Source organism: Mesorhizobium sp. RCAM 06353 (genome assembly GCF_059683585.1).
Genome location: NZ_CM185031.1, coordinates 4,694,557 through 4,719,757, shown reverse-complemented (window position 1 = coordinate 4,719,757; position 25,201 = coordinate 4,694,557). Strand labels below are relative to the sequence as shown.

23 protein-coding genes and 1 pseudogene are annotated in these 25,201 nt (G+C 61.3%); 18 read left to right on the top strand and 6 right to left on the bottom strand.

The features are described from left to right. The first annotated feature begins 62 nt into the window (after positions 1 to 62). The 4 genes from AC56QX_RS22705 to dprA all read left to right on the top strand — a co-directional run bounded on the left by AC56QX_RS22705 (position 63) and on the right by dprA (position 4,112). Positions 63 to 1,028, top strand: a complete 966-nt coding sequence (locus AC56QX_RS22705) for an aspartate carbamoyltransferase catalytic subunit (protein WP_497110746.1) — start codon at positions 63 to 65, stop codon at positions 1,026 to 1,028. Further along, positions 1,025 to 2,311: a dihydroorotase gene (locus AC56QX_RS22700; RefSeq protein ID WP_497110744.1), complete on the top strand. Its 1,287-nt coding sequence runs from the start codon at positions 1,025 to 1,027 to the stop codon at positions 2,309 to 2,311. Before AC56QX_RS22705 ends, AC56QX_RS22700 begins: the two co-directional genes overlap by 4 nt. A 62-nt stretch (positions 2,312 to 2,373) precedes the next feature. Next, complete coding sequence (plsY, locus tag AC56QX_RS22695) at positions 2,374 to 2,961, top strand: glycerol-3-phosphate 1-O-acyltransferase PlsY (RefSeq protein ID WP_497110743.1); 588 nt, start codon at positions 2,374 to 2,376, stop codon at positions 2,959 to 2,961. 17 nt (positions 2,962 to 2,978) lie between these two features. Beyond that, positions 2,979 to 4,112: a DNA-processing protein DprA gene (dprA, locus tag AC56QX_RS22690; protein WP_497117840.1), complete on the top strand. Its 1,134-nt coding sequence runs from the start codon at positions 2,979 to 2,981 to the stop codon at positions 4,110 to 4,112. Positions 4,113 to 4,121: 9 nt separating this feature from the next. Here the strand turns inward: dprA and AC56QX_RS22685 are convergent, their stop codons facing one another. The 5 genes and pseudogenes from AC56QX_RS22685 to AC56QX_RS22665 form a co-directional block, all read right to left on the bottom strand. Next, the gene (locus AC56QX_RS22685; RefSeq protein ID WP_497110741.1) at positions 4,122 to 4,334 is read right to left on the bottom strand and encodes a hypothetical protein; all 213 of its coding nucleotides are present in this window, start codon (positions 4,332 to 4,334) and stop codon (positions 4,122 to 4,124) included. Positions 4,335 to 4,380: 46 nt separating this feature from the next. Beyond that, a complete protein-coding gene (otsB, locus tag AC56QX_RS22680; RefSeq protein ID WP_497110740.1) occupies positions 4,381 to 5,163 on the bottom strand; it encodes a trehalose-phosphatase in 783 nt (260 codons plus the stop codon). Next, positions 5,163 to 6,929 carry an alpha,alpha-trehalose-phosphate synthase (UDP-forming) gene (locus tag AC56QX_RS22675; protein WP_497110739.1) on the bottom strand — a complete coding sequence of 589 codons (1,767 nt, stop codon included), beginning with the start codon at positions 6,927 to 6,929 and terminating at the stop codon, positions 5,163 to 5,165. Before AC56QX_RS22675 ends, otsB begins: the two co-directional genes overlap by 1 nt. A 99-nt stretch (positions 6,930 to 7,028) precedes the next feature. Next, on the bottom strand, positions 7,029 to 9,191 hold the full coding sequence (locus AC56QX_RS22670) for an amylo-alpha-1,6-glucosidase (RefSeq protein ID WP_497117839.1): 2,163 nt from the start codon (positions 9,189 to 9,191) through the stop codon (positions 7,029 to 7,031). A 42-nt stretch (positions 9,192 to 9,233) separates the two neighbouring features. Then, positions 9,234 to 10,296: pseudogene (locus AC56QX_RS22665) on the bottom strand (glycosyltransferase family 4 protein). A 320-nt stretch (positions 10,297 to 10,616) separates the two neighbouring features. On the opposite strand from AC56QX_RS22665, the gene AC56QX_RS22660 reads away from it, so the two are divergent. Continuing rightward, entirely contained in the window at positions 10,617 to 10,970 is a 354-nt protein-coding gene (locus AC56QX_RS22660; protein WP_497110738.1) for a hypothetical protein, read from the top strand. Positions 10,971 to 11,010: 40 nt separating this feature from the next. Here AC56QX_RS22660 and AC56QX_RS22655 read toward each other — a convergent pair whose 3' ends face one another. Beyond that, complete coding sequence (locus AC56QX_RS22655; protein ID WP_497110737.1) at positions 11,011 to 11,730, bottom strand: carbonic anhydrase; 720 nt, start codon at positions 11,728 to 11,730, stop codon at positions 11,011 to 11,013. 388 nt (positions 11,731 to 12,118) lie between these two features. On the opposite strand from AC56QX_RS22655, the gene AC56QX_RS22650 reads away from it, so the two are divergent. From AC56QX_RS22650 to AC56QX_RS22590, 13 genes are all read left to right on the top strand, one after another. Further along, on the top strand, positions 12,119 to 12,502 hold the full coding sequence (locus tag AC56QX_RS22650; protein ID WP_497110736.1) for a hypothetical protein: 384 nt from the start codon (positions 12,119 to 12,121) through the stop codon (positions 12,500 to 12,502). A 216-nt stretch (positions 12,503 to 12,718) separates the two neighbouring features. Further along, positions 12,719 to 13,156, top strand: coding sequence for a hypothetical protein (locus AC56QX_RS22645; protein WP_497110735.1), 438 nt, complete (start codon positions 12,719 to 12,721; stop codon positions 13,154 to 13,156). Between the two features lie 1,425 nt (positions 13,157 to 14,581). Then, complete coding sequence (locus AC56QX_RS22640) at positions 14,582 to 15,799, top strand: tyrosine-type recombinase/integrase (protein WP_497110733.1); 1,218 nt, start codon at positions 14,582 to 14,584, stop codon at positions 15,797 to 15,799. A 285-nt stretch (positions 15,800 to 16,084) separates the two neighbouring features. Then, complete coding sequence (locus AC56QX_RS22635; RefSeq protein ID WP_497110732.1) at positions 16,085 to 16,291, top strand: helix-turn-helix domain-containing protein; 207 nt, start codon at positions 16,085 to 16,087, stop codon at positions 16,289 to 16,291. A gap of 193 nt (positions 16,292 to 16,484) precedes the next feature. Then, complete coding sequence (locus tag AC56QX_RS22630; RefSeq protein WP_497110730.1) at positions 16,485 to 16,691, top strand: hypothetical protein; 207 nt, start codon at positions 16,485 to 16,487, stop codon at positions 16,689 to 16,691. Next, positions 16,688 to 17,191 carry a hypothetical protein gene (locus AC56QX_RS22625; protein WP_497110728.1) on the top strand — a complete coding sequence of 168 codons (504 nt, stop codon included), beginning with the start codon at positions 16,688 to 16,690 and terminating at the stop codon, positions 17,189 to 17,191. The genes AC56QX_RS22630 and AC56QX_RS22625 overlap by 4 nt, the downstream gene beginning before the upstream one ends. Continuing rightward, positions 17,188 to 18,390: an AAA family ATPase gene (locus AC56QX_RS22620; protein WP_497110727.1), complete on the top strand. Its 1,203-nt coding sequence runs from the start codon at positions 17,188 to 17,190 to the stop codon at positions 18,388 to 18,390. Before AC56QX_RS22625 ends, AC56QX_RS22620 begins: the two co-directional genes overlap by 4 nt. Before the next feature lie 457 nt (positions 18,391 to 18,847). After that, positions 18,848 to 19,168, top strand: coding sequence for a hypothetical protein (locus AC56QX_RS22615; RefSeq protein WP_497110726.1), 321 nt, complete (start codon positions 18,848 to 18,850; stop codon positions 19,166 to 19,168). Continuing rightward, the gene (locus AC56QX_RS22610; RefSeq protein WP_497110725.1) at positions 19,165 to 20,571 is read left to right on the top strand and encodes a hypothetical protein; all 1,407 of its coding nucleotides are present in this window, start codon (positions 19,165 to 19,167) and stop codon (positions 20,569 to 20,571) included. The genes AC56QX_RS22615 and AC56QX_RS22610 overlap by 4 nt, the downstream gene beginning before the upstream one ends. Positions 20,572 to 20,587: 16 nt before the next feature. Further along, positions 20,588 to 20,872: a hypothetical protein gene (locus AC56QX_RS22605; RefSeq protein ID WP_497110724.1), complete on the top strand. Its 285-nt coding sequence runs from the start codon at positions 20,588 to 20,590 to the stop codon at positions 20,870 to 20,872. Between the two features lie 10 nt (positions 20,873 to 20,882). Next, a complete protein-coding gene (locus AC56QX_RS22600; protein WP_497110722.1) occupies positions 20,883 to 21,668 on the top strand; it encodes a hypothetical protein in 786 nt (261 codons plus the stop codon). A 13-nt stretch (positions 21,669 to 21,681) separates the two neighbouring features. Further along, positions 21,682 to 24,876 (top strand): hypothetical protein, encoded by a 3,195-nt coding sequence (locus tag AC56QX_RS22595; protein WP_497110721.1) that lies wholly within the window; start codon positions 21,682 to 21,684, stop codon positions 24,874 to 24,876. Further along, on the top strand, positions 24,866 to 25,183 hold the full coding sequence (locus tag AC56QX_RS22590) for a hypothetical protein (RefSeq protein WP_497110720.1): 318 nt from the start codon (positions 24,866 to 24,868) through the stop codon (positions 25,181 to 25,183). Before AC56QX_RS22595 ends, AC56QX_RS22590 begins: the two co-directional genes overlap by 11 nt. Positions 25,184 to 25,201: the final 18 nt, after the last annotated feature.

The following is a 25,201-nucleotide window of genomic DNA, read 5'->3' as shown; positions in this document are numbered from 1 at the left end:
GGCGCCAATCCAAAGCTGGTGCTTGCAGGCGCAAAATCCGCACCCTATAGCAGCCCCTTGAGATGACCGACGCTTCGTCCCTGCCACTCTACCCTCACCGCCATCTTCTGGGCATCAGCGATCTTTCGCCTGGTGACATCGAGCTTTTGCTCGACAGGGCGGATCGGGCGGTAGCGATTTCGCGGCAGTCCGAGAAGAAGACCTCGACGCTGCGCGGCCGCACCCAGATCAACCTGTTCTACGAAGCCTCGACCCGGACGCAGTCGTCGTTCGAGCTGGCTGGAAAGCGGCTCGGCGCCGACGTCATGAACATGTCGGTGGCGAGTTCGTCGGTGAAGAAGGGCGAGACGCTCATCGACACGGCGATGACGCTGAACGCCATGCGGCCCGATATATTGATCATCCGCCATCAGTCGGCGGGCGCTGCCGCCCTTCTGGCGCAGAAAGTTGGCTGCTCGGTCGTCAATGCCGGCGACGGTGCGCATGAACACCCGACACAGGCGCTGCTCGACGCGCTGACCATCCGCCGTGCCAAAGGCCCGCTGTCGAAGCTGATCGTCGCGATCTGCGGCGACATCCTGCACTCGCGCGTGGCGCGTTCCAACATCATGCTGCTCAACGCGCTTGGCGCGCAGGTGCGGGTCGTTGCCCCTTCGACGCTGCTGCCCTCGGGGATCGAGAGGATGGGCGTCATCGTCACCCGGTCGATGGCCGAGGGCCTGAAGGACGCCGACGTGGTGATGATGCTGCGCCTGCAGCGCGAGCGGATGGAAGGCGCCTTCGTGCCTTCGGTGCGCGAATATTTCCGCTATTTCGGCCTCGACGCCGAGAAGCTGAAGGCCGCCAAGGACGACGCAATGGTGATGCATCCCGGCCCGATGAACCGCGGCGTCGAGATTGCCTCCGAAATCGCCGACGGTCCGCAAAGCGTCATCCAGGAACAGGTGGAGATGGGCGTTGCCGTGCGCATGGCGGTGATGGAAGCGCTGCTCGACCCCCGCCGCAATCAAGAGGGCCGCGGCGCATGAGCACGACGGTCTTTGAACGCGCCCGCATTGTCGACCCCTCGCGCGGTATCGACGAAGTCGGCTCCGTCATTGTCGAGGGCCGCAAGATCGTTGCCGCGGGCAAGGCGGCGTTGAACCAGGGCACCCCCGAGGGCGCCATAACAATTGATTGCGCCGGCAAGACGATCATTCCCGGCCTCATTGATGGCCGTGTCTTCATCGGCGAGCCGGGCGGCGAGCATCGCGAAACCATCGCCTCGGCGAGCGTCGCGGCAGCGGCCGGCGGGGTCACCTCCGTCGTCATGATGCCCGATACCGACCCGGTGATCGACAATGTGGCGCTGGTCGAGTTCGTGCTGCGCACCGCCAAGGACACGGCGATCGTCAACATCTTCCCGGCGGCGGCGATCACCAAGGGCCTCGATGGCCGCGAGATGACCGAATTCGGCCTGTTGCGCGAGGCCGGCGCCGTGGCCTTCACCGATGGCCGCCACACCATTTCAAGCGCGCTGGTGATGCGCCGCGCGCTGACCTATGCCCGCGACTTCGGCGCCACCATCGTGCATGAGACGCAGGATGCCGACCTCGGCTCGTCCGGCGTCATGAACGAGGGCCTGTACGCCAGCTGGCTCGGCCTTTCCGGCATCCCGCGCGAAGCCGAATCCATCCCGCTGGAACGCGATCTGGCTTTGGCACGTCTGACGCGCGGCTCCTACCATGCGGCAAAAATCTCGACGGCGATGGCGGCAAGCGCCGTGACGCGCGCGAAAGCCGACGGCGCTGCCGTCACATCCGGCGTGTCGATCCACAATCTGTCGCTCAATGAAAACGATGTCGGCGAATACCGCACCTTCTTTCGCCTGACACCGCCGTTGCGCGCCGAGGAAGACCGGCTGGCGATGATCGAGGCGGTCAGGGACGGCACGGTCGACATAATCGTCTCCTCGCACGATCCGCAGGATGTCGACACCAAGCGCCTGCCCTTCGCCGACGCGGCCGCCGGTGCCATCGGGCTGGAGACGCTGCTCGGCGCTGCCTTGCGCCTCTACCACAATGGCGATGTGCCGCTGCTGCGGCTGGTCGAAACGCTCTCCACCGCGCCGGCAAAACTGTTCGGCTTGCCCGGCGGCACGCTGAAGCCGGGTGCCGTCGCCGATCTCGCGCTTGTCGATCTCGATGAACCCTGGATCGTCAGTGAAAGCGGCATTCGCTCGCGATCGAAGAACACCTGTTTCGAAGGCGCACGCCTGCAAGGCAAGGTCTTGCAAACGCTGGTCGCGGGCCGCACAGTGTTCTCGGCATAGGAGCACATCCTGGCGCCACCTGAAGCAGCTACAAATCGGCGATGGGAAGTGTGGGGGAAACAATGACTTATGGCGTTATCCTGGCGCTGGTGTTCGGCTATCTCCTGGGCTCGATTCCCTTCGGGCTGCTCCTAACCCGAGCCGCCGGCCTTGGTGATGTGCGCAAGATCGGCTCGGGCAATATCGGCGCCACCAACGTGCTGCGCACCGGCAACAAGGGCCTTGCCGCAGCGACGCTGCTGCTCGACGCGCTGAAGGGCACCACCGCCGTTCTGATTGCAGGCCATTTCTCGCCTGAAACTGCAGTCTGGGCCGGCCTCGGCGCCTTTCTCGGTCATCTCTTCCCGGCATGGCTGGGCTTCAAGGGCGGCAAGGGCGTCGCCACCTATCTCGGCGTGCTGATTGGCCTTGCCTGGCAGGTGGCGCTGATCTTCGCCGCCGTCTGGCTGGTGATGGCGTTCCTCTTTCGCTTCTCCTCGCTGGCGGCGCTGACGGCAGCCGTCGTCGTGCCGATCGCCCTTTATTTCATGAGCACACCGCAGATTGCCGTGCTGTTCGTGGTGATGAGCATCATCGTCTTCATCAAGCATAGGGAAAACATTTCGCGGCTGCTTGCCGGCACCGAGGGCAAGATCGGGGCTAAGGGGTGAGCGAGCACGCCACCGCGGTGAGCGAGCCGGCCACCGGGCCGCGCCTCAGCGACCGGCAGCGGCTGAGCTGGCTGCGGCTGATCCGCACCCAGAATGTCGGGCCCGCATCTTTTCGCGACCTGATCAACCGCTTCGGGTCCGCCGAGGTGGCACTCGAAATCCTGCCGGAACTGATGATTTCCGGCGGCGCGAGCCGGATCGCCCGCATTCCGTCGGTCGCCGAAGCCGAGGCCGAACTCGAGGCAGCCCGCAAGGCTGGCGCGCGTTTTGTCGGTATCGGCGAGCCCGACTATCCATCCTTGCTGAGAAGTATGGACAATCCTCCGCCGCTGCTGGCGGTGAAGGGCAATGCTGCCGTGTTCCGGCTGCCGGGGGTTGCCATCGTCGGCGCCCGCAACGCATCGCTGGCCGGCATCAAGATGGCGCGCATGCTGGCGGCCGATCTTGGCGGCGACGGCTATGGCATCGTCTCCGGCCTGGCGCGCGGCATCGACACGGCGGCGCACCAGGGCAGCATGGCAACCGGCACGATCGGCGTGCTGGCCGGAGGCCTCGACCTGCCCTACCCGCCCGAAAATGCCGGCCTGTGCGCGGAAATCGCCGAGCGCGGCGCGATCATTTCGGAAATGCCGTTCGGCTGGCAGCCGCGCGCCCAGGATTTTCCACGCCGCAACCGTCTGGTCGCGGGTGCTGCCCTTGGACTGGTGGTGGTCGAGGCCGCGCAGCGCTCGGGCTCGCTGATCAGCGCCAGGCTTGCCGGCGAAATGGGCCGGCTGGTCTTTGCCGTGCCGGGCTCGCCACTTGACCCACGCGCGGCCGGCACCAACGGCCTGCTCAAGGACGGCGCCACGCTGGTTACCGAGGCATCGGATATTTCCAGGGCGATCGCCCCACTGACCGGCATGCGGGCGCCTGATGTGCCGCCGTTTGAGGACCCGCCCGACTTTTCGGCCACCCCGCCACCCGGCGAGAGCGACCGCGCCAAGGTCATCGAGGCGCTCGGCCCGACGCCGGTGTCGGTCGACGAAATCATCCGCCACACCGGCCTGCACCCGGCCCAGGTCTTTATGGTGCTTTTGGAACTCGACCTCGCCGGCCGGCTCGAACGCCATGCTGGCGGCAATGTCTCGCTGGTTTTCGGGAACGGCTGAGCGCAACCGTCAATGGCGATTGCGGCTCTTCCCCACGGTGTCGGCATAATCCGTTGTGTTGGCTCCAAACAGATCGTTCTCGACTGCCTTGCGCCAGACCGCATCGGCGTCTTCGGGACGCAACGGCTCAGCTGCCGTCTTGGCATCACCGCTTTGCGGCTCGGCGCGTCGTTGCAGCCAGGCGGGCATGATTTCCCGGATGAAGCTGGTCAGTTGGGTCATTTGCAAACTCCTTCCATGCGCGGGAGAGGCTTGGCTGCAATCCGGTTTATTTGGCCATTGCGGCCAGCGTGGCCGCGGTCTCGCGTCTGCTCATTCCGTCCAGCCAGGCAAAGGCCGCATCCACGCCGGCCAGCGCAAAAGGTGCCGCTGTCGATCCATGTGGCTTTATGCGAACCGAGACGCCGTCCAATTCGTTGACGACCTCGAACCCGTTCTCGTCTGAAGTATCGTCACCGAGGAACACCGGTCGGCGTCCCCTGAAAGCTGGAATTTGCGTGAAGCGTCGGATGGCTGCTCCCTTCGCCGCCTCCAGCGGCATCAGCTCCACGCCGGCATTTCCGGCCAAGACCCGATATCCCGCGGGTAATTTGTCCAGTGCCTGTTCGACCAGCTCTGTCGCCCGCTGCAGCAAATGCGGGGCCGCGCGTGTATGGATGGCCAGGATTGGTCCCTTGCGTTCGATATAGACGTCCGCATTGTCCAGTTCCGTCGCGATTTCGCTGGCAAGCGCTGCAATGTCGGCCGGTTCGACAGCCGCTTCGACCGGACCATCGCGTGCCAGCCTGTGCTCGAGGCCATAGAGCCCCGCGGCGCGCAATCTGAGCGGCTGGAAGAGATGGTCAACGGCGGCGATCGACCGTCCCGTGATGAACGCCAACGCCCCATCCAATTGCGCTTCGAGCCGTTCCAACAGCGTGCGCAGTTCCTCACTGACAACCACCGCATCGGGATGCGCGGCATGTTCGAGGAGCGTGCCATCGATATCGAGGAACAGGCTCCATGGCCCTTGCGGGACGACGGGTTCCGGCAGGTTTGGCAATATCGACATCACAGCGCCGCCACGCGTCTGCGATCAAGCAGCGAAATCACATTGGCTGCGGCCGCTGGAGCGGCACCGACGGCACGATCGACTGCATCACGCTTGCGCAAGCGCGCAGCATCGAGAAGCATGCTGCCCGCCCACCGATAGACATTGTTTTCGCGCACGATCTCGCGCATGCGTCGCATGCGCTGGCGTTGCTCATCCTCGGACATGGTCAAGGCCTGCAGCAAGGCGTCGCCCATCATCGCCGCGTCATAGGGATTGACGATCAGCGCTTCCAGCAGCTCCTTGGAGGCGCCGGCGAACATGCTGAGCAGCAGCACACCCTGTTCATCCTCGCGCGCCGCGACAAACTCCTTGGCGACCAGGTTCATGCCGTCATGCAGGCTGGTAACCATGCAGACGTCGGCGGCGCGGTAGATTTCGTAGACCTGCAGCTGCGAGTGATGTTCCGTCACCATCAGGACGGGCGTATAGCCTTCGCGGCCATAGCGCTGGTTGAGATCCTCGGCATGGCGCAGGCACTCCTCGTACAATTGTTGGTAGGCAGGCAGGGTGCCGCGGCTGGGCGCCGCGATCTGCAGGAACGCCACCTTGCCGATCCATTCCGGGTGAAGCGTCAGCAGTTCATCGAGCGCATTGAAGCGATCGAGGATGCCCTTGGTGTAGTCGAGACGTTCAACGCCGACGCACAGCTTGACATGTTCGGCCAGGCCGAATTTCTCGCGAACCTGCCGACGGCACTGTGCCACATCCGGCAGTTTGTCCAGGAGCGGCGGCGACCACTCGATTGAAATCGGGTAGGCGTGAACCAGGCTGATCTCGCCGCCATAGGAAATGGCTGAATCCTCGCGCTCGATCCGGCTTTCCAGGAAGCGGTCGACGCTGTCGATGAAGTTGTTGCAATGGAACTGGGTGTGAAAACCGACGATCGAACTGCCAAGCAAGCCGTCGAGAATCTTCTCGCGCCACGGGCAGATGCTGAACACTTCCGAATTCGGCCATGGAATGTGCCAAAAGGTGATGATGATCGCCTCCGGCAGACGCTCCCGGATCATCCGCGGCAGCAGCGCGAAATGGTAATCCTGGACCAGCACGATCGGCCGCTCGTTGCGGGCTTCCGCGATAACGGTGTCGGCGAATTTGCGGTTGACCGCCTCATAGGCTTCCCAATCCGAGGCGCGGAATATCGGCCGGGTGAAGGCGATATGGCACAGCGGCCACAGGCCTTCATTGGCAAAGCCGAGATAATAGCCTTGCTGCTCCTCCTCGCTCAGCCAGACCCGGCGCAGCGTGTAGGAAGGATTGTCCGGCGGCACTTCGATCCGGTCGTTCTTGTCGACCACAAGCGCGTCGGCCGAACCACCGCCATAGGCGATCCAGGTGCCTGCGCAGGCACGCGTGATCGGCTCGAGGGCGGAGACGAGCCCGCTGGCGGGCACGACCAGTTTGATGTCGTCGCCCTCGCGGTTGTGGATATACGGCTCACGATTGGAGACAACGATCACCTGGGCATCGGGAAGTTCGGTCGCCAGGATGTGACGCAGTGTTTCGGGTGACCACTGCACCAGCGAGGCGACAGCAGACTTCCCGTCCTTGTCGAATTCCGGCAACGGGCCATGAGCCGGTTCAGCCTCCACAGTGGCCAACTTGCCCTTGCGGGCCCGCAACATCATCGTCACCAGCACAATGGCCAGGACGCCGACAGCTGCAAGGGTGAAGAGCCACAATGCGAATAGAGGAACGACCAGGTACGAACTGTTGTCGGGCATTTAAACAGAGACCTTTCAATGGGATACCGAAGCGGCTCAATCTGCTCCGGCGCCCATAGTGGGGGTCCAACGCCTGTGGCGCGGGATGGTTCCGACTTTTCAACTCCTGACCACCAGAGGCACCAGCCCCTCATGCGGTTCGGCAAGGAAGGCGCCGACACGATCTCCCACGCGCTGGAATGTCAGATCCACTGCCGCTTGCCCGACGGAAAGATGCCGAATGACGAGGCTGTCGATGCCGATCGGCAGGCGCGGCCGGGTCACATGGATCTCGCCTGCCCAACCATCGATATGAAGGCCGAGACACGATTGCATGAGCATGAAGGCCGAGCCCGCGGACCAGGCTTGCGGCAGGCAAGCCACCGGATAGGCAATCGGTGCCTCGCCGGCCGCGCGCGTGAAGCCGCAAAAGAGTTCGGGCAGACGCATGTTGAAATGGACGGCGGATTCGAAGGTCCCGCTCATCAGCCGCACCACGCTGTCGCGCCTGCCGTATCGCGCCAGCCCGGCCGCGCAGATCGCAGTGTCGTGCGGCCAGATAGACCCGTTGTGATAGGACATCGGATTGAAGAAGATCGCATCGTCCGCCAGCGTCCGCAGTCCCCAGCCGGAATGGAACGAGGCCGACAGCAACTGGTCGGCGACCATGCGCGCGCGATCCGGGCTGGGAAGGCCGACATAAAGCAGATGACCGGCATTGGACGTGCGCACCTTGCAGGGCTGACCGTCGCCATCCAGCGCCAGGGCATAGTAGCCGAGATCCTCGATCCAGAAATGACGCTCGACCTGTTGGCGAAGTGTGTCCGCGCGTATTTCCCAACTCTCCGCCCGCTCCGTTTCGCCGCGCAGCCGTGCCAGTTTCGCCAACCCCTGGAATGCCGCGAAGACGTAGCCCTGCACCTCGACCAGCGCGATCGGCCCCTTCGGAATGCGGCCATCGGCGTGAAAGACGGAATCGAAACTGTCCTTCCATCCCTGGTTGGCAAGGCCGGATTCTGCGGCGCGCTGGTAGGTGAGGAAACCCGTCGAACGGCTCGCCGTTTCGATCCACTCGGCCGCGGCGCACAGCGACGGCCACAGCGTATCGATGAAGGCTATGTCCCCCGTGCGGTCCGCATAGGCGCAGGCAAGATGAATATAGAGCGGCGTCGTGTCGACACCGCCATAGTAGCGGCCGAACGGCAGCTCGCTCAGCGCCACCATCTCGCCCTTGCGGGTCTCGTGCATGATCTTGCCGGGTTCGGAATCGCTGAAAGGCGAGGTCTCGGTCGCCTGGTGCTGGGCGAGAAACGCCAGGACGCCCCGCGCCAGCCCAGGATTGAGCCAAAGCATCTGCAAGGCTGAAATCACGCCATCCCTGCCGAAGGCGGTGGAGAACCAGGGAATGCCGGCATAGGGATACGGCCCGGTGGGCAGTTCCGTGGTGAGCAGCGCGACATCGGCGCGAGCCCGCGCCATCCAGTCGTTGAAAACGCGGCCCGAACTATGCAGCGTCGCGCCATGCCGGCGTTTGGCGCGCATGCCGAACCGGGCGCGGGCGGCAGCAGCGCGAAACCGTTGGCTTTCGGGGCGATCCTCTGTCTCGTTGCCCACCTCCACGTAAAGCGTCTGGCTGCTGCGCTTGGTGACGGCGATGACGAAATCCGCCCGCTCGGAGGTCAGTTGATCGGGTGTTTGCGAAAACGATATCGCCGATGTCCGCACCACCTTGTCCAGGCCTTCGTAGCGGAGCACGACCGCGTTCTGGGCCATCTCTGCGGTATGGGCGGTTCCGCGCTTCGAGCGGGTCGAGCCCCGAACCTCGAACATATCGCGGAAATCGGCGCCAAAGCGCAACGACAGCAGGATCGTCGAATGCTCCCGGCTGTAATTGGAGAGCGTTATGCGCTCATACAGCCTTTCCTCCCACAGCAGCCTGACGCGCTCGATATGGATGGCGCCTTGCGGAATCTGGCGGCCAGCAGCGCTCTCAATCGGCAGGTTGGTCAGGTTGGTGGTGAACAGAACATTGTCCTGGCTGAGCGACGCGCCAAGCAACGACGTCGACCGCCCACCGACGGTGAGACGAAATTCAGAGAGCACACGCGTGTCGTCGCGGAAAAACCCGTCCCCGGCGCCACGTATGTCACCATAGGCGTCTGCAACGACAAAGCAGTCGCCATGCTTGAGGGCGAACAGCCTGTGCGGCTCCCGTGGCGCCGTCCCATCGAGAGACGCCAGTGCTATCGCCGGATCGAGCGTGCGCTCGTCAAGTGGGATGATGGTCAAGTGGCCTGTCCCTGTTCATTCTGAAAGGCATTTCGGCTACGAGGCCTTTACGTGACCGCCGGCGTCGACCAGCTCTGCATAGGCGGCGGCGTAGTCCTGAGCCATCCTGAGGGCTGAAAAGCGCCGCTCGAACACCGCCCTGATGCGCCGCCTGTCGAGCTGCAGGAGAGCCGGCATGGAGGCAACGGCATCCTCTATGGTCTCGACGACGAAACCGGTCACGCCGTGGTCGACGATCTCCGGCATGGCGCCGCAACTCCAGGCCATGACAGGTGTCCCGCAGGCCATCGCCTCGATCACGGCAAGGCCGAATGGCTCCGGCCAATCGATCGGGAAAAGCAGGGCGGCGGCGTTTCCGAGGAACGCCGTCTTCTGCTGCTCATTGATCTCGCCGACATATTCGATCTGGTCGCCATCGATCATCGGCTGGACGACTTCCTCGAAATAAGCGCGGTCGTCGTCACCAACCTTGGCCGCGAGCTTGAGCTTCAAGCCGGTGCGGCGAGCGATCTCGATCGCCCGATCCGGGCGCTTGTCGCGCGACATCCTGCCGAGAAAGGCAAGATAGCCGCCATCCGAGCCTGCCTCGAAATCGGGTTCGTAGAGATCGACCGGCAGGCCGTGGTGGATTGTCGCCAGCCAGTTCGCGGATGCGAACCGCGCCCGCTGGCTGCGGGATATCGAAATCATCGGGAAGCGTGGGAACCGATCATAGGCTTGTGCGAGGTCCGCGTAGTCCAGCCTGCCATGTGGCGTCGTCACCGTACGCTGCGGCATGTCGCGGAAAAACGGGAAATGCAGGAAATGGCTGAGATGGAAATGAATGACGTCGAAATCGTCGGCCCTTTTCCTGACCTCATCGAGCATCGACAGATGCGCCGCGATCTCGGATTTCAACGGACGGGGATCAAGACGAAGCGCCCGCTCACGGCATGGCACGAGCCTGGCGGAGGTCTTGGTGTCGCCGCTGGCGAACAGCGTCACGTCGTGGCCGAGGTCGACGAGAGACTCGGTAAGATACGAAATGATGCGCTCGGTGCCGCCATAGAGCCTTGGCGGCACGGATTCTGTACAATGGTGCGACATGGGCGATCTTCATGGCCCGGCCTTCCCTCAATGAGCTGGTCATGGAGCGAAATGCTTCAGCCGCGGGATCGTTCCTGCCTTATTGGCAGATGCGCCGAATGAGCGGAGTGTTTGATGTCCGACCTGGCCGCCGCCCTATTTCCTGTGGGCTGCCGAATTTGCACGCACGGCAGCCCAAGGAGGCCCAGGTGCAAGAACCGAAGGATGCGCAAGAACCCAGGGATATTGCAGCCCGACGCCTGGGCATGATCATCGAACAATATGTCGAGGCCAGAAAACGGCATTATGACTTCGTGTCGACGGATCAGGCTGCCAGGGTGGTCCGCAGGATGGTTGAAACCCACGGATCCAGCCCTCTCAGACCGCAAGCTCGACGATATGGTCGCCGCCCTCGCCGTCAAGAACGGCCTGGTAGTCGTCTTCGATCGCGGTGTCAGAGCACCGGCCGATATCGCCGAGGCCGGCCTGGACAGAAAGGAACCGACCATGCGAGCACCCACGGAGACCCCGGATGTTGCCGGCGCGGTGGATGCCATTCTGGCTGCCCAGCCTGCGCCGCTTTCAATGAGCGCGGTGATCTCGCTGCTGCGCGAACGGACCGGCACCAAACGGTCGGACGCGGATCTGGAAGGCCTGATTGCAAAGAAGGCCGCCGTACTCGACGTCCATCTGTCGCGGCGCGGCTGAAGGTCGATCGCGGCGGGTCGGGCGTCGTATGGGTGGTGTGTTATTCGATGTAGGTCACCGCACCCGTTTGGAGATCATAGATCCCCGCGACGATCTTCAGCTTTCCCGCCTTGGTAAGACCGGCCAACAGTTTGCTCGAAGCGGTCAAGCGCATCGCCGTCCTCCGCGCGCTCTCCTTGGCGGTGTTGTCGACGAAATCGCCCGCTTGGCTGCGCACTGCGATCGCCGCAGGCAGGATCGGTTCGATCATCGGGCCAATCGCGCCGGGATAGGTCGCATTCTTGGTGACCACGTCGCACGCAGCCTTGACGGCTCCGCAACTTGTGTGCGCCAGGACGACAATCAAGGGTGAGCCGAGCACCGCCGCGCCGTATTCGACCGTGCCGAGCGTCGCGGTGTCGACGAGGTTGCCGGCATTCCGGGCGACGAACAGTTCTCCAACACCATGGCCGCCGAAGATCAGCTCCGGCGGAACGCGACTGTCGGCGCAACTGATGATCGTGGCCCAGGGGGCCTGGTGTGTGGCGACAGCGTTCCGCTGCGCGGCAAGGTCGGTCGAGCAAAGTTCCGGGTGGCTGATATAGCGTTCATTGCCGGATTTCAGCGCAGCCAGTGATTCATCGAGGGTCAGCTGCGGCGCCGCGCTCTCGTCCGCGCGCGCCGGCCATGACGCTCCACCAAAACCGAACGCAACGAGTCCCGCGCCGACTTTGAGGAAATCCCTCCGGCCAACCCCTCCACCGTCGCAGTTGCTACACACTGTTTGGCTCCGTCGCTGAGATTTGAGACTGCTCTACGACAAACATGCGCCTTCTCTAATATAGTCGCAAGATATTACGGAACTCGGAAATCACGCCGACGGATAAGAAAGGGCGCTGACGGTCAACAAAGCCGGACGCCGTGGCCCCAAACCACTCCGCGATCAATGAAAACCCGCCAAAGGAGCGACCCGCGACGGGCTTTTGGAGTGGCTACATCCCTGAAAAAATCGACCGCTTGTAGGTACTTGTGAACTGTGTGATCGCGTTAGCCTATGGTGTGATCGTGGAAGCCTGGCGGGCAGCACAAGCGGAGCTTCTGAAAACGTACAACTCGCTTCTAACCGCCTACAGGCCCTAAACCCTCTGTATCCGGCGTATCTGAAGGCTTTGGCAACCGCCAGGTCCAACGCCCACAACGTAAGCGGCATCATCGGGTATGGCGCGCAGGGGCTGTCCGCTACACCGCAGCAGATCGCTCATCGCGCCGTCTATGGCTTCTCGACTGGCGGCATGATTGGCGGAGACTCCGGCGACACCCAGAAGGTCGAATTCTTTAAGAAGCCCCGCGAGCGTGTGATCATCGCAGACAACGACCAGATAAGCGACCAGCGCCGTGGGTCGTCTGGAGGCGGTGGTGCGCGTCCGATCGAGGTCAAGCAATACATCACCGTACCAGGCGGCGGATCCGTCTCTAAGGAGAGCCAGGCTGAAATGCGCAGGCAGGCTTCGCTTGCAATCCGAGATCCACTGAGGTCAGTCAATGGTCGATAATGTGACGCCTTGGCAGGCGTTCATGCTCTCGGCTGGCGTCGTTTTGGCGCTGGCGTGGCATTTCTAGGGATCGCCGGGGCTTGCCTTGGCGCCGTCGCTGACCGCGGATGTACCGGCAGCGGCGGACTTACCTTGCAATCGCCATTCCGACCGGTGTTTCGAGCCCAATTGCAAGGCCACCAGCGAGTTTCCTGGTAGCCCTTGTCGCGCAGGTACATGGTCAGGATTTTCTCGACCATCGACGACACCGGCCGCATGTCGTCCTTTGGCGAGGCCAAAGCAGAGGGCTTTTCATATCGGTTGGTCAAGTCTACACCATCGGTCGGGCGAAAACGCCGGTGGGGCGCCATGAAACCGATCGCGATTGCAATTCCGTTACTCTTCCTCGTGGTGCAGGCTCAAGCGCAAGAGCGCAGGGATATCGCCGGCCTGAGTTGCGCCGAAGTTCAGGCACTACTGAAGCAGGACGGCACCACCGTCATTCGCTACCGCTCCATATTCAACCTCAGCCTGACGCGCTACGACCTCTATGTCAGCGGGCAGAAGCAATGCGGTCCTGGCGAGGTGGCTACTGGCGCAGGCGTGCCGACGACCGACACAGATTATTGCCCGGTCCATAGATGCATTGCGAGCAATCTCTTCGTGGCAAGGTAGCCGGCGTCACCATAAGCAAAAGCTCGACCTGGTGAAGCTTCGCGACCGCTTCGGCCCCGATGCACCAGCCATGGAATGGGATATCAGCCCGAAGCTTCGATGCAAGAAATGCAACGGGAACGACGTCGGCCTGAGCTACACGCCGGACACCAGCCCAAACGCCTACGGCAAGGCAAGGGGTGGGTGAGAATCGCGGTCCCGCGTTTGCGCTAGGAGGGAATCATAACAAGCAATGACGCTGGCAGCTTACGCGTGAGATTTCCAAAACCTTCAAAGCCCTGACGTTTGGATCAGGTTGGCAACTCGCATACCAAGCCTAGTGGTGAATTCCCCTTCGTTGGCGGCGAAATCCCAACAGAAGAAGGCCCCCATGCAAAAAAGCAGGATGGAGAATCGCATTAGAGTATTCTAATGTAAGACAGGTTGAGTAAGCGTTAAGACAGAGGCGCCGCCTTTGAGTGCACAGGGTAAAAGATGACCGACAAGCCGGTAACAACCTACGTGGTCAGCGTCTTTGAGAAGCCTAGCTGGCGCACTGTGCTGACCATCAAGGACGAAGGGGTTCTGACCTGACCGAGTGAACAATTTGTCTAGACGGCCCGCTGCCTCACGGTGGCGGGCTTTGTTTACTGGCACTTGACGTAACGTGAACTAGGCGCAATCATTTCGGATTGGCAGGATGAGGGCGTTTCAATGAAACTCGTTGTCTTTGGCATAGCAATGGTATTGGTCGCCACCGGAGCAGCTGTTGCAAAAGCGAAGAACAAGGTGGCTACCGCTCAGGCTGCAACCTCGTGTTCTGCAGCTCATATGAAGGCTGGAAGCAAGCCGACCCCGAAACTGGATTGCAAATCGACAGGCGGCGTCGTTGTTGCGCGACCGTCAAATGGGCCCGCAAACTTCCTGGATCATTATAATCCGCACTTAGGGTATGGCACCAGTCCGTGGTTTGTCCCGACGAGCCTTTAGACTGAATATACCGAGAGTGGTTTAAGCCCGCTGCCTCACGGTGGCGGGCTTTTTCAATAGAAGATATGGATGATGGCGACAGCGGCCCCAATCGCCGTGAGTGTGGTCGGGATCAACCATTTCCAGTGCTCTAGGTAAAAGTCGACCAAGACGTGCGCGGCGTTCGAGGTCCAATGCCGCTCATAGCGTTCGCCGAGAAAAACGAGATGTTCGCTGACCAGCGGTTTCTTGGAGTTTTGGTGAGCGCGATGGGATTCGAACCCATGACCTACTGATTAAAAGTTCATTCCGGCGCATTTTCGCAACTCCTTGCTTTCGTTCACTTTTATGACGTGTCCGCACATAACCTGTTGATTCAAAAGGGACACTCTTTGACAAATCAGGACACTGTGAGACAATCACCGCACATGAATAGCCGTCGAGTTGACGGACACAGTGCGGACACAGGAGCCAGCCGTGAAACTCTCGGATGCCAGCATCAAGACCCTTCCGACGCCGGCCAGCGGCAACAAGATTACATATGACGATGAGATAAAGGGGTTCGGGATCCGCGTCACCGCCGCAGGCGCGAAGGCGTTCATCCTCAATTATCGCACCAAGTCAGGCCTGGAGCGCCGTTATACGATCGGCTCTTTCGAGGATTGGAAGTGTGCCCCTGCCCGCGAGGAAGCCAAGAACCTCAAGAGACGCATCGATGTTGGCTCTGACCCAATGGGCGAGTTGCAGTCGGTAAGGGAAGCGAAGACGGTTGCAGATCTCTGTGACCGTTTCGAAAAAGAGCACCTCACCAAGAAGCGCGACTCGACTGCCCGCGATTATAAGGCGCTGATCAAGAACCACATCCTGCCGGCGCTGAAAAACAAGAAAGTGGCCGAGGTCGAGTTTACCGACATCGACAGCCTGCACCGCAAGATGTCGAAGACCGCGCCCTATCTGGCAAACCGGGCGGTGGCCGTTCTTTCGAAGATGTTTGGTCTGGCCATCAAATGGCGGTGGCGCAACGATAACCCGGCCAAAGGCATTGAGCGCAACGATGAGCAGAAGCGTCACCGCTATCTATCCCCGGCCGAACTGGCCAAACTTACCGAGGCGCTGACCGCGCTGGAGGACCAGCAGGCCGCGAACATTTTCCGCCTGCTGCTGCTGACTGGCGCACGCCGTGGCGAGGTACAGGCGGCGAAGTGGGACCAGTTCGACCTCACTGCTGGCGTCTGGACCAAGCCGGGCGCCACCACGAAGCAGAAGACCATGCACCGCGTCCCACTGTCGGCCCCTGCCCGGCTCCTGCTGACTCAACTTCGCGAGAAGGCTAAGGACGATGCGGTGTACGTATTCCCCGGACGCGGCTCTGATCACCGCGTCGAGATCAAGGCGGAGTGGAAAGAGGTCTGCATCGCCGCGGGTATCGTCACCGCCGAAACCGTGGGGGACAAGATTGTGGTCACGCCATCAGCCCGCATTCACGACCTTCGCCACACCTACGCCTCTGTGCTCGCCAGCGCCGGACTGTCGCTGCCAATCATCGGCGCCTTGCTCGGACACTCCCAGCCCGCCACTACGGCCCGCTACAGCCATTTGATGGATGATCCGCTGCGAGCCGCAACGGAACGGGCCGGCTCGATTGTCATGGCCAAGGACAAGGGTGCTGAAGTCGTCGCAATTCGTGGCGATTGACACAACTCGCCAAGACTTGTCGTGGGGGGGCTTGTAAAAGAACAAAAGGTGACCGATATTGCCGTTGCCGACAGTCGGATGATTCGTCGGTGTTCTGCGCCGGATAGCGCCATGCCTGGAAGACAGGCGCACGGGAATGGATGTTCCCATGGATCTTCCGGCGACACATTTTCAGATCGATAAAGTCGAGCCGGAAGCAAGCGTTTAACCCGCGCTGCGCCGGCTTTTCTGTGTTGGATTGATCCCCGGAAGCCGTTGCGAGCGCCTTGAATGGAGCTTGCTTGCATGAGCATCCTTGACGACTACCTAGACCGCCCTTCCCTTGCTGCCGACCTCAAGGTCAGCGAGCGGACATTGATCCGGTGGCAACATTTGCCAGATGGACTCCCATATGTCGAACTTGGTGGCCGCATTCTTTATCGCGTGTCATCTGTCAAAGCTTGGATCGAAGCGCTGGAGCGCAAGCCGAATCCTCGTCGGAGGGCGGCATGATGCACGAGGGTCCGAAGCTTGCCGACCATCAGCATTCCGCTGTGCTTGACGAGGCCGCCCAATGGCTCGCCGATCGCCTCCGAAGCCAGAAACTCGCCTTCCCGGTTATCTCAGAATTGTGTTTCAGGTTCGGCTTGACCACGGAACAGGCGTGCGCCGTCGCCGCTGAGGCCTATAACAACCGGGGGCGCCGATGAACGCCCCCGAGATGGAAAAACCGGTCGGCTTACGCGCGACCGGCTTCCATATGATCGATATGCTTCCCGGCAGGATCGATGACTTGGATGATACTCACATCGGTCGATTGCTGCAAGCCAACGCTATCCGCGATCGGTTTGATCTGTCCTGGCCGCTCGCGCGATGCGTCGCCGAGCATGTCTATGGGCGGGCTCATGCATGATCGCAACCATCGACACCCCGCACCAGCAGCACATTGACTGGCTGGTGAAGAATGGCGTCCCCGTCAGGGCGATGTATCACCCGCAATGCATTCTGCTAGCCCAAGGCGAGCGCGCCACCGATGGCACATTCGAACCGGTAGAGAACGGCGTTTTCTGGTTCGTGTTCGAGGAAGCCAAGGACGTTGTGTTCTGGCAACCCCGCACCGGTCAACTTGCCACCGATCTGCGCCGCGCATTCGCGCTCGGCGAGGATGACATCTATAATCCCGGCACCTTCAGTTACGATGGTCATCTCAACATTTTTTCGAACCCTCTCGACTGGCTTAGGGCCAAGCGTGATGGAATTGTCGTGCTCGACTGGACGAGGGCTTTCGATCGCCTCCGCGACTGCCCCCGGATCTCCGTCGATGAAAAGGTGCTGTTCCTCTACAAGCGGCATATGCACCCGCCGCAACTGCCCGAGCTTTATGTGCGGACAGGCTGGAGGGCGGCAGCATGAACAATTCCGTCATCCTCCCGATAGAAGCATATGAGCGCGAACAGGCGCCTCCACTTCGCATCGCAGCCGCGCCGTTTGTCTGGCGTGATCCGGCCACCATTCCGCCACGTCGCTGGCTGTTCGGCGGGCACTATATCAGGGGCTATGTCACCGGCACGGTTGCACCCGGCGGCATGGGCAAGACATCCGTAGTGCAGACTGATGCGCTGTCGATGGTCACGGGCCGCGCCTTACTCGGAATCACCCCTGTCCTGGCATCTCTCAAAGCCTGGATATGGAACCTGGAAGACCCGACCGAAGAGGTTGAACGGCGCTTTGCTGCCTCCGTCGTTCACCACGGCATCGATCCACAAGAACTTGCCGGCAAGATGTTCGTCAACTCGGGACGTGACACGCCCTTGGTCATAGCCCGCAAGGTCAAGGACACGATCACGGTTGCCGATCCGGTAATTGATGCCCTGGTCGCCGAGATAGTCGCGAACGGGATCGACGTGCTGATTATTGATCCATTCGTCAGCAGCCATGGCCTTCCCGAGAACGACAACGCCGCGATCGATTCCGCGGTTAAAGCATGGGGCCGTGTAGCTGGTCGCGGTAACTGTTCGGTCGAGCTGGTGCACCATTCCCGCAAGCTCAATGGCGATGCCATCTCTGCGGACAGCGCACGAGGCGGCAGCGCCTTTGTGGATGGCTGTAGGGCGGTGCGCGTCATCAACCGCATGTCTGATGAGGAAGCGACCCGACTAGGCGTTGACGAGGCTCGCCGGTTCTTCTTCATGCTCGCTGACAAGCAGAACATGGCGCCGCCGGCCGATAAACGAGACTGGTATCAACTTGTCTCTGTGCCCCTTGCCAATGGGGACAACGTTGCAGCCGTAGACAAGTGGACGCCACCGAACCCGTTCGATGATGTCACGCCCGATCACCTACGGCGTGTCCAGGCCATGTTTGCCGCCAGTGACTACCGGGAAAGCGAGCAATCGCCGGAATGGGGCGGCTATGCCGTAGCAAAGGTGCTGGATCTTGATGCCGGCAATGGCAGGAAGGCAAACGAGCGCACAGGGTCACAGAAGGCCGCTAGGGGCAAGGTAAAGGGCATCCTTCGCACCTGGCAGGATACGGGCGCTATTGCCATCGAAACGCGCTTGGACAGCAACCGGATAGAACGCCGCTTCTATGCCTGCGGTGATCCGGCATGAGTGTCTTCGGCTTATCTGCATCACTGCATCACCCACTAGTGATGCAAGGTGTGGCAACCGTTGCAACAGCACTGCATCACCACCACCCTCTAAGGGGTGTGGGGTGTAGCGGTGCAAACACGCGGTGCAAATTTCAGGTGATGCAAAAGTCATCTGGGAAAAGGGCGATAAAAGCGACACCGACGCACGCCCGGACACGCCCCATCTTTCTCCGCTGCCGACAAGCGGCAAGATCACCTCCGCCGCCTTAAGTCGAGCCATGACAGCACTGTGCCACTGATGTATTATCAGTTGTCAGTTTATGACAATCTATTGATTTTACTTGCATTTATCCTGCAAATCGCAGAGCGTGTCCGCACTAAGTCCGCAATCGAGGTTGCAAAAGTTGCTCGCAGATACCGACCCGATAGACACAGAAAGCCAGGCTGTTGCGTCCTCGAAAGGGCCGAAAGCCCGCTTGCGTACGCTCGACGATCTGGACCGCCGCACCAGGGCAGCCCAGGCGACATTCGAGCTTCGCGACCAGATCGCCCAAGACCTTGGCGGCATCGATCGCCTGTCGGCCATGAAGCGCGAGATCGTGGACAGTGCGGCCTTGCTCGGCGCCATGATCAAGGATGCCGGCGCGGCGTACATTTCGGGTGATCCTGTGGACCTGGCCGAGTTCATGGCCCTGACCAATGCGCAACGTCGCCTGCTTGCCGACATCGGTCTGGAACGCCGCGCCAAGGATGTCACGCCTACGCTTCGGGACATCATTGCGGGCCACGCCGCATGAACATCCTGCAAGCCTGTGAAAGCCAGCTGCTCTTTGCGCCTTGGTTCAAGAACCGGGACAACTACGCCTCGTGGTTCGCCTTCCTCGCGGCCTTCTTCGGCCTGCCGATGTCGGACGATCAACTGGCGACGTTCAAGCACCACACAGGACGCACAGAAGCCCCTACAGAGGCCGGCAGCGAGGCTTGGCTGATCGTCGGGCGCCGTGGCGGCAAGTCGTTCGTGATGGCCCTCGTTGCGGTGTTCCTGGCCTGCTTCTTTGACTACCGCCAATACCTTGCACCAGGCGAGCGCGCCACTGTCCTGGTGATCGCAGCCGATCGCAGGCAAGCCCGCGTCATTGTCCGCTACATCAAGGCGATGTTGACCGGCATCCCCAGCCTGGCACTGCTGATCGATCGGGAAACGGCAGACTCATTCGACCTGAACAATTCAGTCACCATCGAGGTTGGCACTGCATCGTTCCGCTCGACGCGTGGTTACACCTATGCGGCTGTCCTGGCAGATGAGATCGCGTTCTGGCGCACCGACGACGCGGCAGAACCAGACTTTGCCATCCTCGACGCAGTGAGGCCTGGCATGGCCACCGTCCCCACTTCGATGCTGCTCTGTGCCTCGTCTCCTTATGCGCGCCGTGGTGCCCTGTGGGACGCCTACAGGCGCTATTGGGGCAAGGATGGAACCCCGCTCGTCTGGAAGGCCACCACCAGGGAGATGAACCCGACCGTTCGTCAGTCCGTGGTCGACGCTGCTCTTGAACGTGATCATGCAGCGGCTTCGGCGGAATGGCTTGCCGAGTGGCGGTCTGACATCGAGGCCTTTGTCACCCGCGAAGTGGTTGAGGCTTGCGTCAGCTTGAATGTCACGGAGCGTGCACCGGCAGGCATGGCCTACAAAGCCTTTGTCGACGCGTCAGGCGGCAGCAACGACTCAATGACGCTGGCTATAGGCCACAGGGAGGACCGCAAGGCGGTGCTTGATGCCACTCGGGAGCGCAAGCCGCCATTCTCGCCTGAAGCTGTCGTGTCGGACTTTGCAGCCTTGTTGCAGAGCTACGGCATCTCGTCAGTTACGGGCGATCGATATGCCGGCGAGTGGCCGCGCGAACAGTTCCGCAAGCACGGGATCACGTATCGCGTAGCCGACAAGCCCCGCTCGGATTTGTACCGGGATCTTCTGCCACTCCTGAACAGCGGCAGCGTCGATCTGCTCGATGACGACAAGCTGATCAACCAGATCGTCGGCCTTGAACGTCGCGTTGCGCGCGGTGGCCGGGAATCGATCGATCACGGTCCAAACGCTCACGACGATCTGGCGAATTCCGTCGCTGGTGTCGTCGAGATGCTTAACCCAGTCCGCCAGGCACCCGTTGCCATGAGCGGCGTGTTCCAAACCGTCTACTGAAGGAAAGATCATGACAATGAAACCATCCGAACTACTCGAAAGCCACGTTGCAGCCGGCGCCCGCTACGCCGCCGCGCTCACAGAGTTGCAGGCAGCGTTCATCGACCTGGCCGGCCATGACATGGCGCTCGACAACAAGAACGTGCCCGTTGGCCCGACGCCTGTTCGGTCGTTCTTCGGCATCCCCGATTCCATCCCGTGGCCGCTCCGTCATGGGCAGTTCGCGCCCGATGGCGGGATGAACTGGCAGGACGCCAGCCGTGCGCGCGGCAATGAGCTGATCAACAGCGTGAAAGCCTGAGAGGCCGGTCATGAACATTCGCACCCAGCAGATTGTATCCCGCATCAACAACGATGCGCTTCGCCAGGCGGCGACCCTTTGCCTTGATGTAGCCGATCGGTTTGGCCAGCGCGCCGCTTCCATCAAGGGCGATCCAAGCTTTACAAAGGTCGGACGTGAAAAGGTCCTGATGGACGAGGCCGCCAAGACGTATATCCCGGGCCTGAAGGTGGCATACGCGCCGATTGCAAAGGCCTTCGCCGATGCCAAGACGGCAAGAGCGGCAATTTCGATCCCGGCGCCGGATCCGAGCAACATTGCCGCTGCACTGGAGCGGCAGGAAATTCGCGGAATGATCCGGGAGATGAACCCCGGGCAGCGTATGGCCTTTGTAAGTGGGTGTCGGGACGAAAGGATCGTGGATGCGGTTCTTTCGGCTCCGGGCGTCCTGTCCGGGCTCTTGGATGAGCAGTTCGGGCAGCTTCGCGATCTGGTGGTTGAGCGCCGTTTTGGCGCCCAGGTCGCAGAGATTCGAGAGGCGGAGGAAACCGCCGAAGCCGCGCAGGCGGCAATGCTCGTTGCGCGTAACGATATCAGGGCCGCCACTGGCCTGGACGAACGTGCGTTCGATCGTTTCGAGAAGAAGGCCTTCATCACGCCCTGGCTGGTGAAGGAGGGCGACCGGGTCGTCAAAGTCGTCCCCGGCAGCACCTATCCGGCGGCTACCGCCGACGAGATCGCCCTCGGGAAATTCTACGCCAACCAGGATGAATACCTCGCCGACAATCCTGGCGCGCGTCTGGCCGCAGCGGCTTAAGAGGGGACCAACAATGGGACAGGAAGCAGCCGGTTCAGTCGTCGTAGAAGTCGGCGCCAATCTTAGCGCATTCGAGGCTGCGCTGGCCAAGGCCAGGCAGATGGCCGACCTATTCGATCAGCAGGTATCGAAGAAGCTCAGCGGCAATTCGGCGACCGATGCTGCCATTGCCAAGATTGCCGCTGCCGTCGACCAGACCAATGCGCTTTTGGCCAAGATGACCGGCATTGCGGTGACGTCATCCGGCGCCATGACGAAGCTTTCCGGGGAATCGGAAAAGGCCAGCGGGTCGATCTCCACAGTCGGCACAAGCTCGGCGACCGCTTCGGCTTCCGTTGGAAAACTCGCCGCTGAAACCAACGTCGCCACCGCCAACATGCAGCGCGCGATTGCGGCCAATCAGCAGTTCGCCGCCTCCAATTTGCAGATGGTCAATGGTGGCGCTGCAAGGAATGAGGATATCCAAGCCTATGGCGCGGCGCTCGATGACATCCGCGCCAAATACAATCCGCTGTTCAAGGTCACGCGCGACTACCTCGTTGTCAAAGAGGAAATCCGGCTTGCGAACAAGCTTGGCGCGATTTCGGAAGTCGAGGCCGCTGCGGCTGTTTCCCGCGAGCGTCAGGAAACGCTTGCTGCCATCGGCGTCCTCAAGGGCCATACCGGCGCTTTGGGCGCCCACGGTGCGGCTCTGGGCCTCGGCACTACCCAGACCATGGCTCTGATGCATGCCACGCGTAGCTTTACCGAACAGCTTTTGCTCGGCGTCTCGCCGTTGCAGGCATTGACCGCGCAGATGAACCATCTGAGCTATGCGGCGAGTGGCCCTGGCGGGTTTAGCGCGATCTTCAGCACAGTTGGCTCCGCCATCTCAACCGCCACAAGCAAGGTCGCCAGCTTTGTCGCCAACAGCCCATTGGTCCGTGGCTTTGCCCTAGCATTGGGCGGCGTTGTCACCGGGTTTATGGATATCAAAGATGCCGCTGAACAGGCCGAGCATCGCTCTGTTGGGTTTGGCGAGACGTTCAGCGCAATCTTCCAGACGCTTGGCCACGATCTCGGGTCCAGTTCCGTCGGTTCGGCCTTCGATGCAATCTGGGAGGCCGGCAAATACGCCTTTGACAAACTCAAATCGGCAGCAACTGACCTGGCCGAATGGACCATCAATGACTTTCGCGCAGTCGGCTCGGATATGGCGTTCATCTGGGGCAACCTGCCGACAATCGTAGAGGCCGCAGCGGTCGGCGCCGCAAATGCCTTGGTTTCCAAGATGGAAGAAGCGGTCAACCGGGTTGGGGATGCCGTCAACAGCCTAAGCGACACGTTCGGGGGCATTCTGCCCAAAATCGAGCATGTGGATCTTGGCCGATTTGCCAATCCTGCCGCCTTTGATCTGGCGGCCAAGAATGCTGAGCACCTCAAGGACGTGATGGCGATCCTGAATTCGACGCCATTGCGCGATTTTGCCAAGGACGTGGTGGATCAGATCCAGACCAATCACGCCCTGGAAGGTCTCAACGACCTGAAAAACATCAACTTCGGACGCGCGACGAGCAGCGCTAACGGTCTCTCTTCAGCGATTGGCGGTATCGGCAAGTCTGCAAACGGCGTTACCGTCGAGTTCGGCGCCATGCAGCAACAGGTCGTCAATGTCTCCCGGGCGTTCCAAGACGCCAAGCTTTCCCAGTTGGGAGAACTTCAGCAGACCGTCACGACGCTTCATTCGACACAAGCCGAAATCAAGAAAATCACAGACGAGCTTAAGGCAGCGCCGCATCAGTCAATCGATGAGGTATTTGGCAAAGGATTCGCCGGCAATGCTGATGCGGCAAGGGATGCCATCGATCGCACGGTAACATCTATCGACAAGCTTTTTGCCGCCTACGATCACGGCAATGGAACGGTAAAGACACTTCACGACAGCGAAGAATTGCTGCGTCAGAGCCTTCTTGCCCAAGGTGGCGATCCCGTTGCCATCAACGCCTTTTTCGACAGCATCGTCAGCGGCGAGATCAAGGTTCGGCAGCTTAATTCGACTGTCAGTGCGCTCCACGACAACATTCTTGCTCTCCCGAACAAGACCGTGACGATCACAATCCGCACCCAGCAAATCGGCAGCGGCACGCAGTCAGAATACAGCGTGCCGAACCAGACGGGCGGCTATAGCAATGTCGGCGTGACGCGCTACGGCGCTGCGGCTGGCGCGCAGTCTGGCCCGTCTATCACCGCAAATCAGGTTTCCTCCCAGTACATGGGAAGCGAATACACGGGCGGCGGGTCAAGCTACGGCAGCGGCACCAGCACGGTCAATGTCACCCGCTTTGGTGGCACGCGCGCCGCTGGCGGTCCTATCGTACCCGGCATGCCTTATCTGGTCGGCGAGCACGGTCCGGAGTTTGTCATTCCATCCAGCGCCGGCACGGTGATCCCTAATGCCCAGTCAATGGCCCTTGCCAATCCGCAATCCGGCTTCACCGGACAGGTAGCCACCCGCGATCAAGACCGCATTTGGCAGCTTCAGATGAACATCGAGGCGAACACGCGGAAGACGGCCCAACTGCTCGATGAGATCAAGGCCACAAGCCTTGCCAGCGGTTCCGGGCTCTCGTCTGGCTTGTCTTCCGGCGGCTCGTCGGCCAGCAGCAGCCAGGCTGATCAACTCCGCGCGCAATACATGCAGGTTCTTCAAACGTGGAAATCCAACTTTGCCGCCGCAGGCATCGTGGGGAGCGGAAACATTGGGTATGGCTCCCAAGGGCTTGGCGCTACCCCGGAACAGATAGCCCGCAACATCGTCTATGGCGGTGGCGGAACGTCGGTCGGCAGTGCTGGCGCGAACGACTATGAGAACACGCTGGCGCAGACGCAGGTGGCGATGTCTCAGAGCGAGGCGCGGCGCCACAAGGCTATCTATGGCTTCGATACTGGCGGCATGATCGGTGGCGGTGGCAGCGACACGCAAAAGGTCGAGTTCTTCAAGAATCCAAACGAGAAGGTGATCATTGCGCGGCCTGACCAGTTCGCCGATGTGAGGCCGGGAACGTCAAGCACAGGCTCCGCCAGCAGCCTAGACGGGCGCCCGATCAGCATCTCGATACCAATCACCATCCAAGGCGGCGCCAATGTCAGCAAGGACAGCCTAGCCGCCATGCGCACGCAACTTGCCGGCGCCGTTCGCGATGGCCTGAGGGCAGTCAATGGTCGATAAGCCCGAGAAATGGTGGAAGGCACCGCCTGAGTTCGCTGAGGTGGTCGAGCAAAACCGCAAGGCCTTCAAGGCGCAGTTCGGGAGCTTCGACGATGCGGTGATCAAGCGCTATTGGTTGGGCACTTCCGACGACGGCGCTTATCTGGCCTTCCAGTTCTATATGCCGGACGGCACCATTCAGCGCTTCACGATGTGCAGGGAATGGGTGTCAGATTTTGTCATCCAGCTCGCCGGAGCGACCGATGACATGAATGAACGTGCACTCGCTGCGGGCCTCGCCACGGCAGACCCGAGGGGCAGTGCCTGATGCACGGCGCAACGAAAG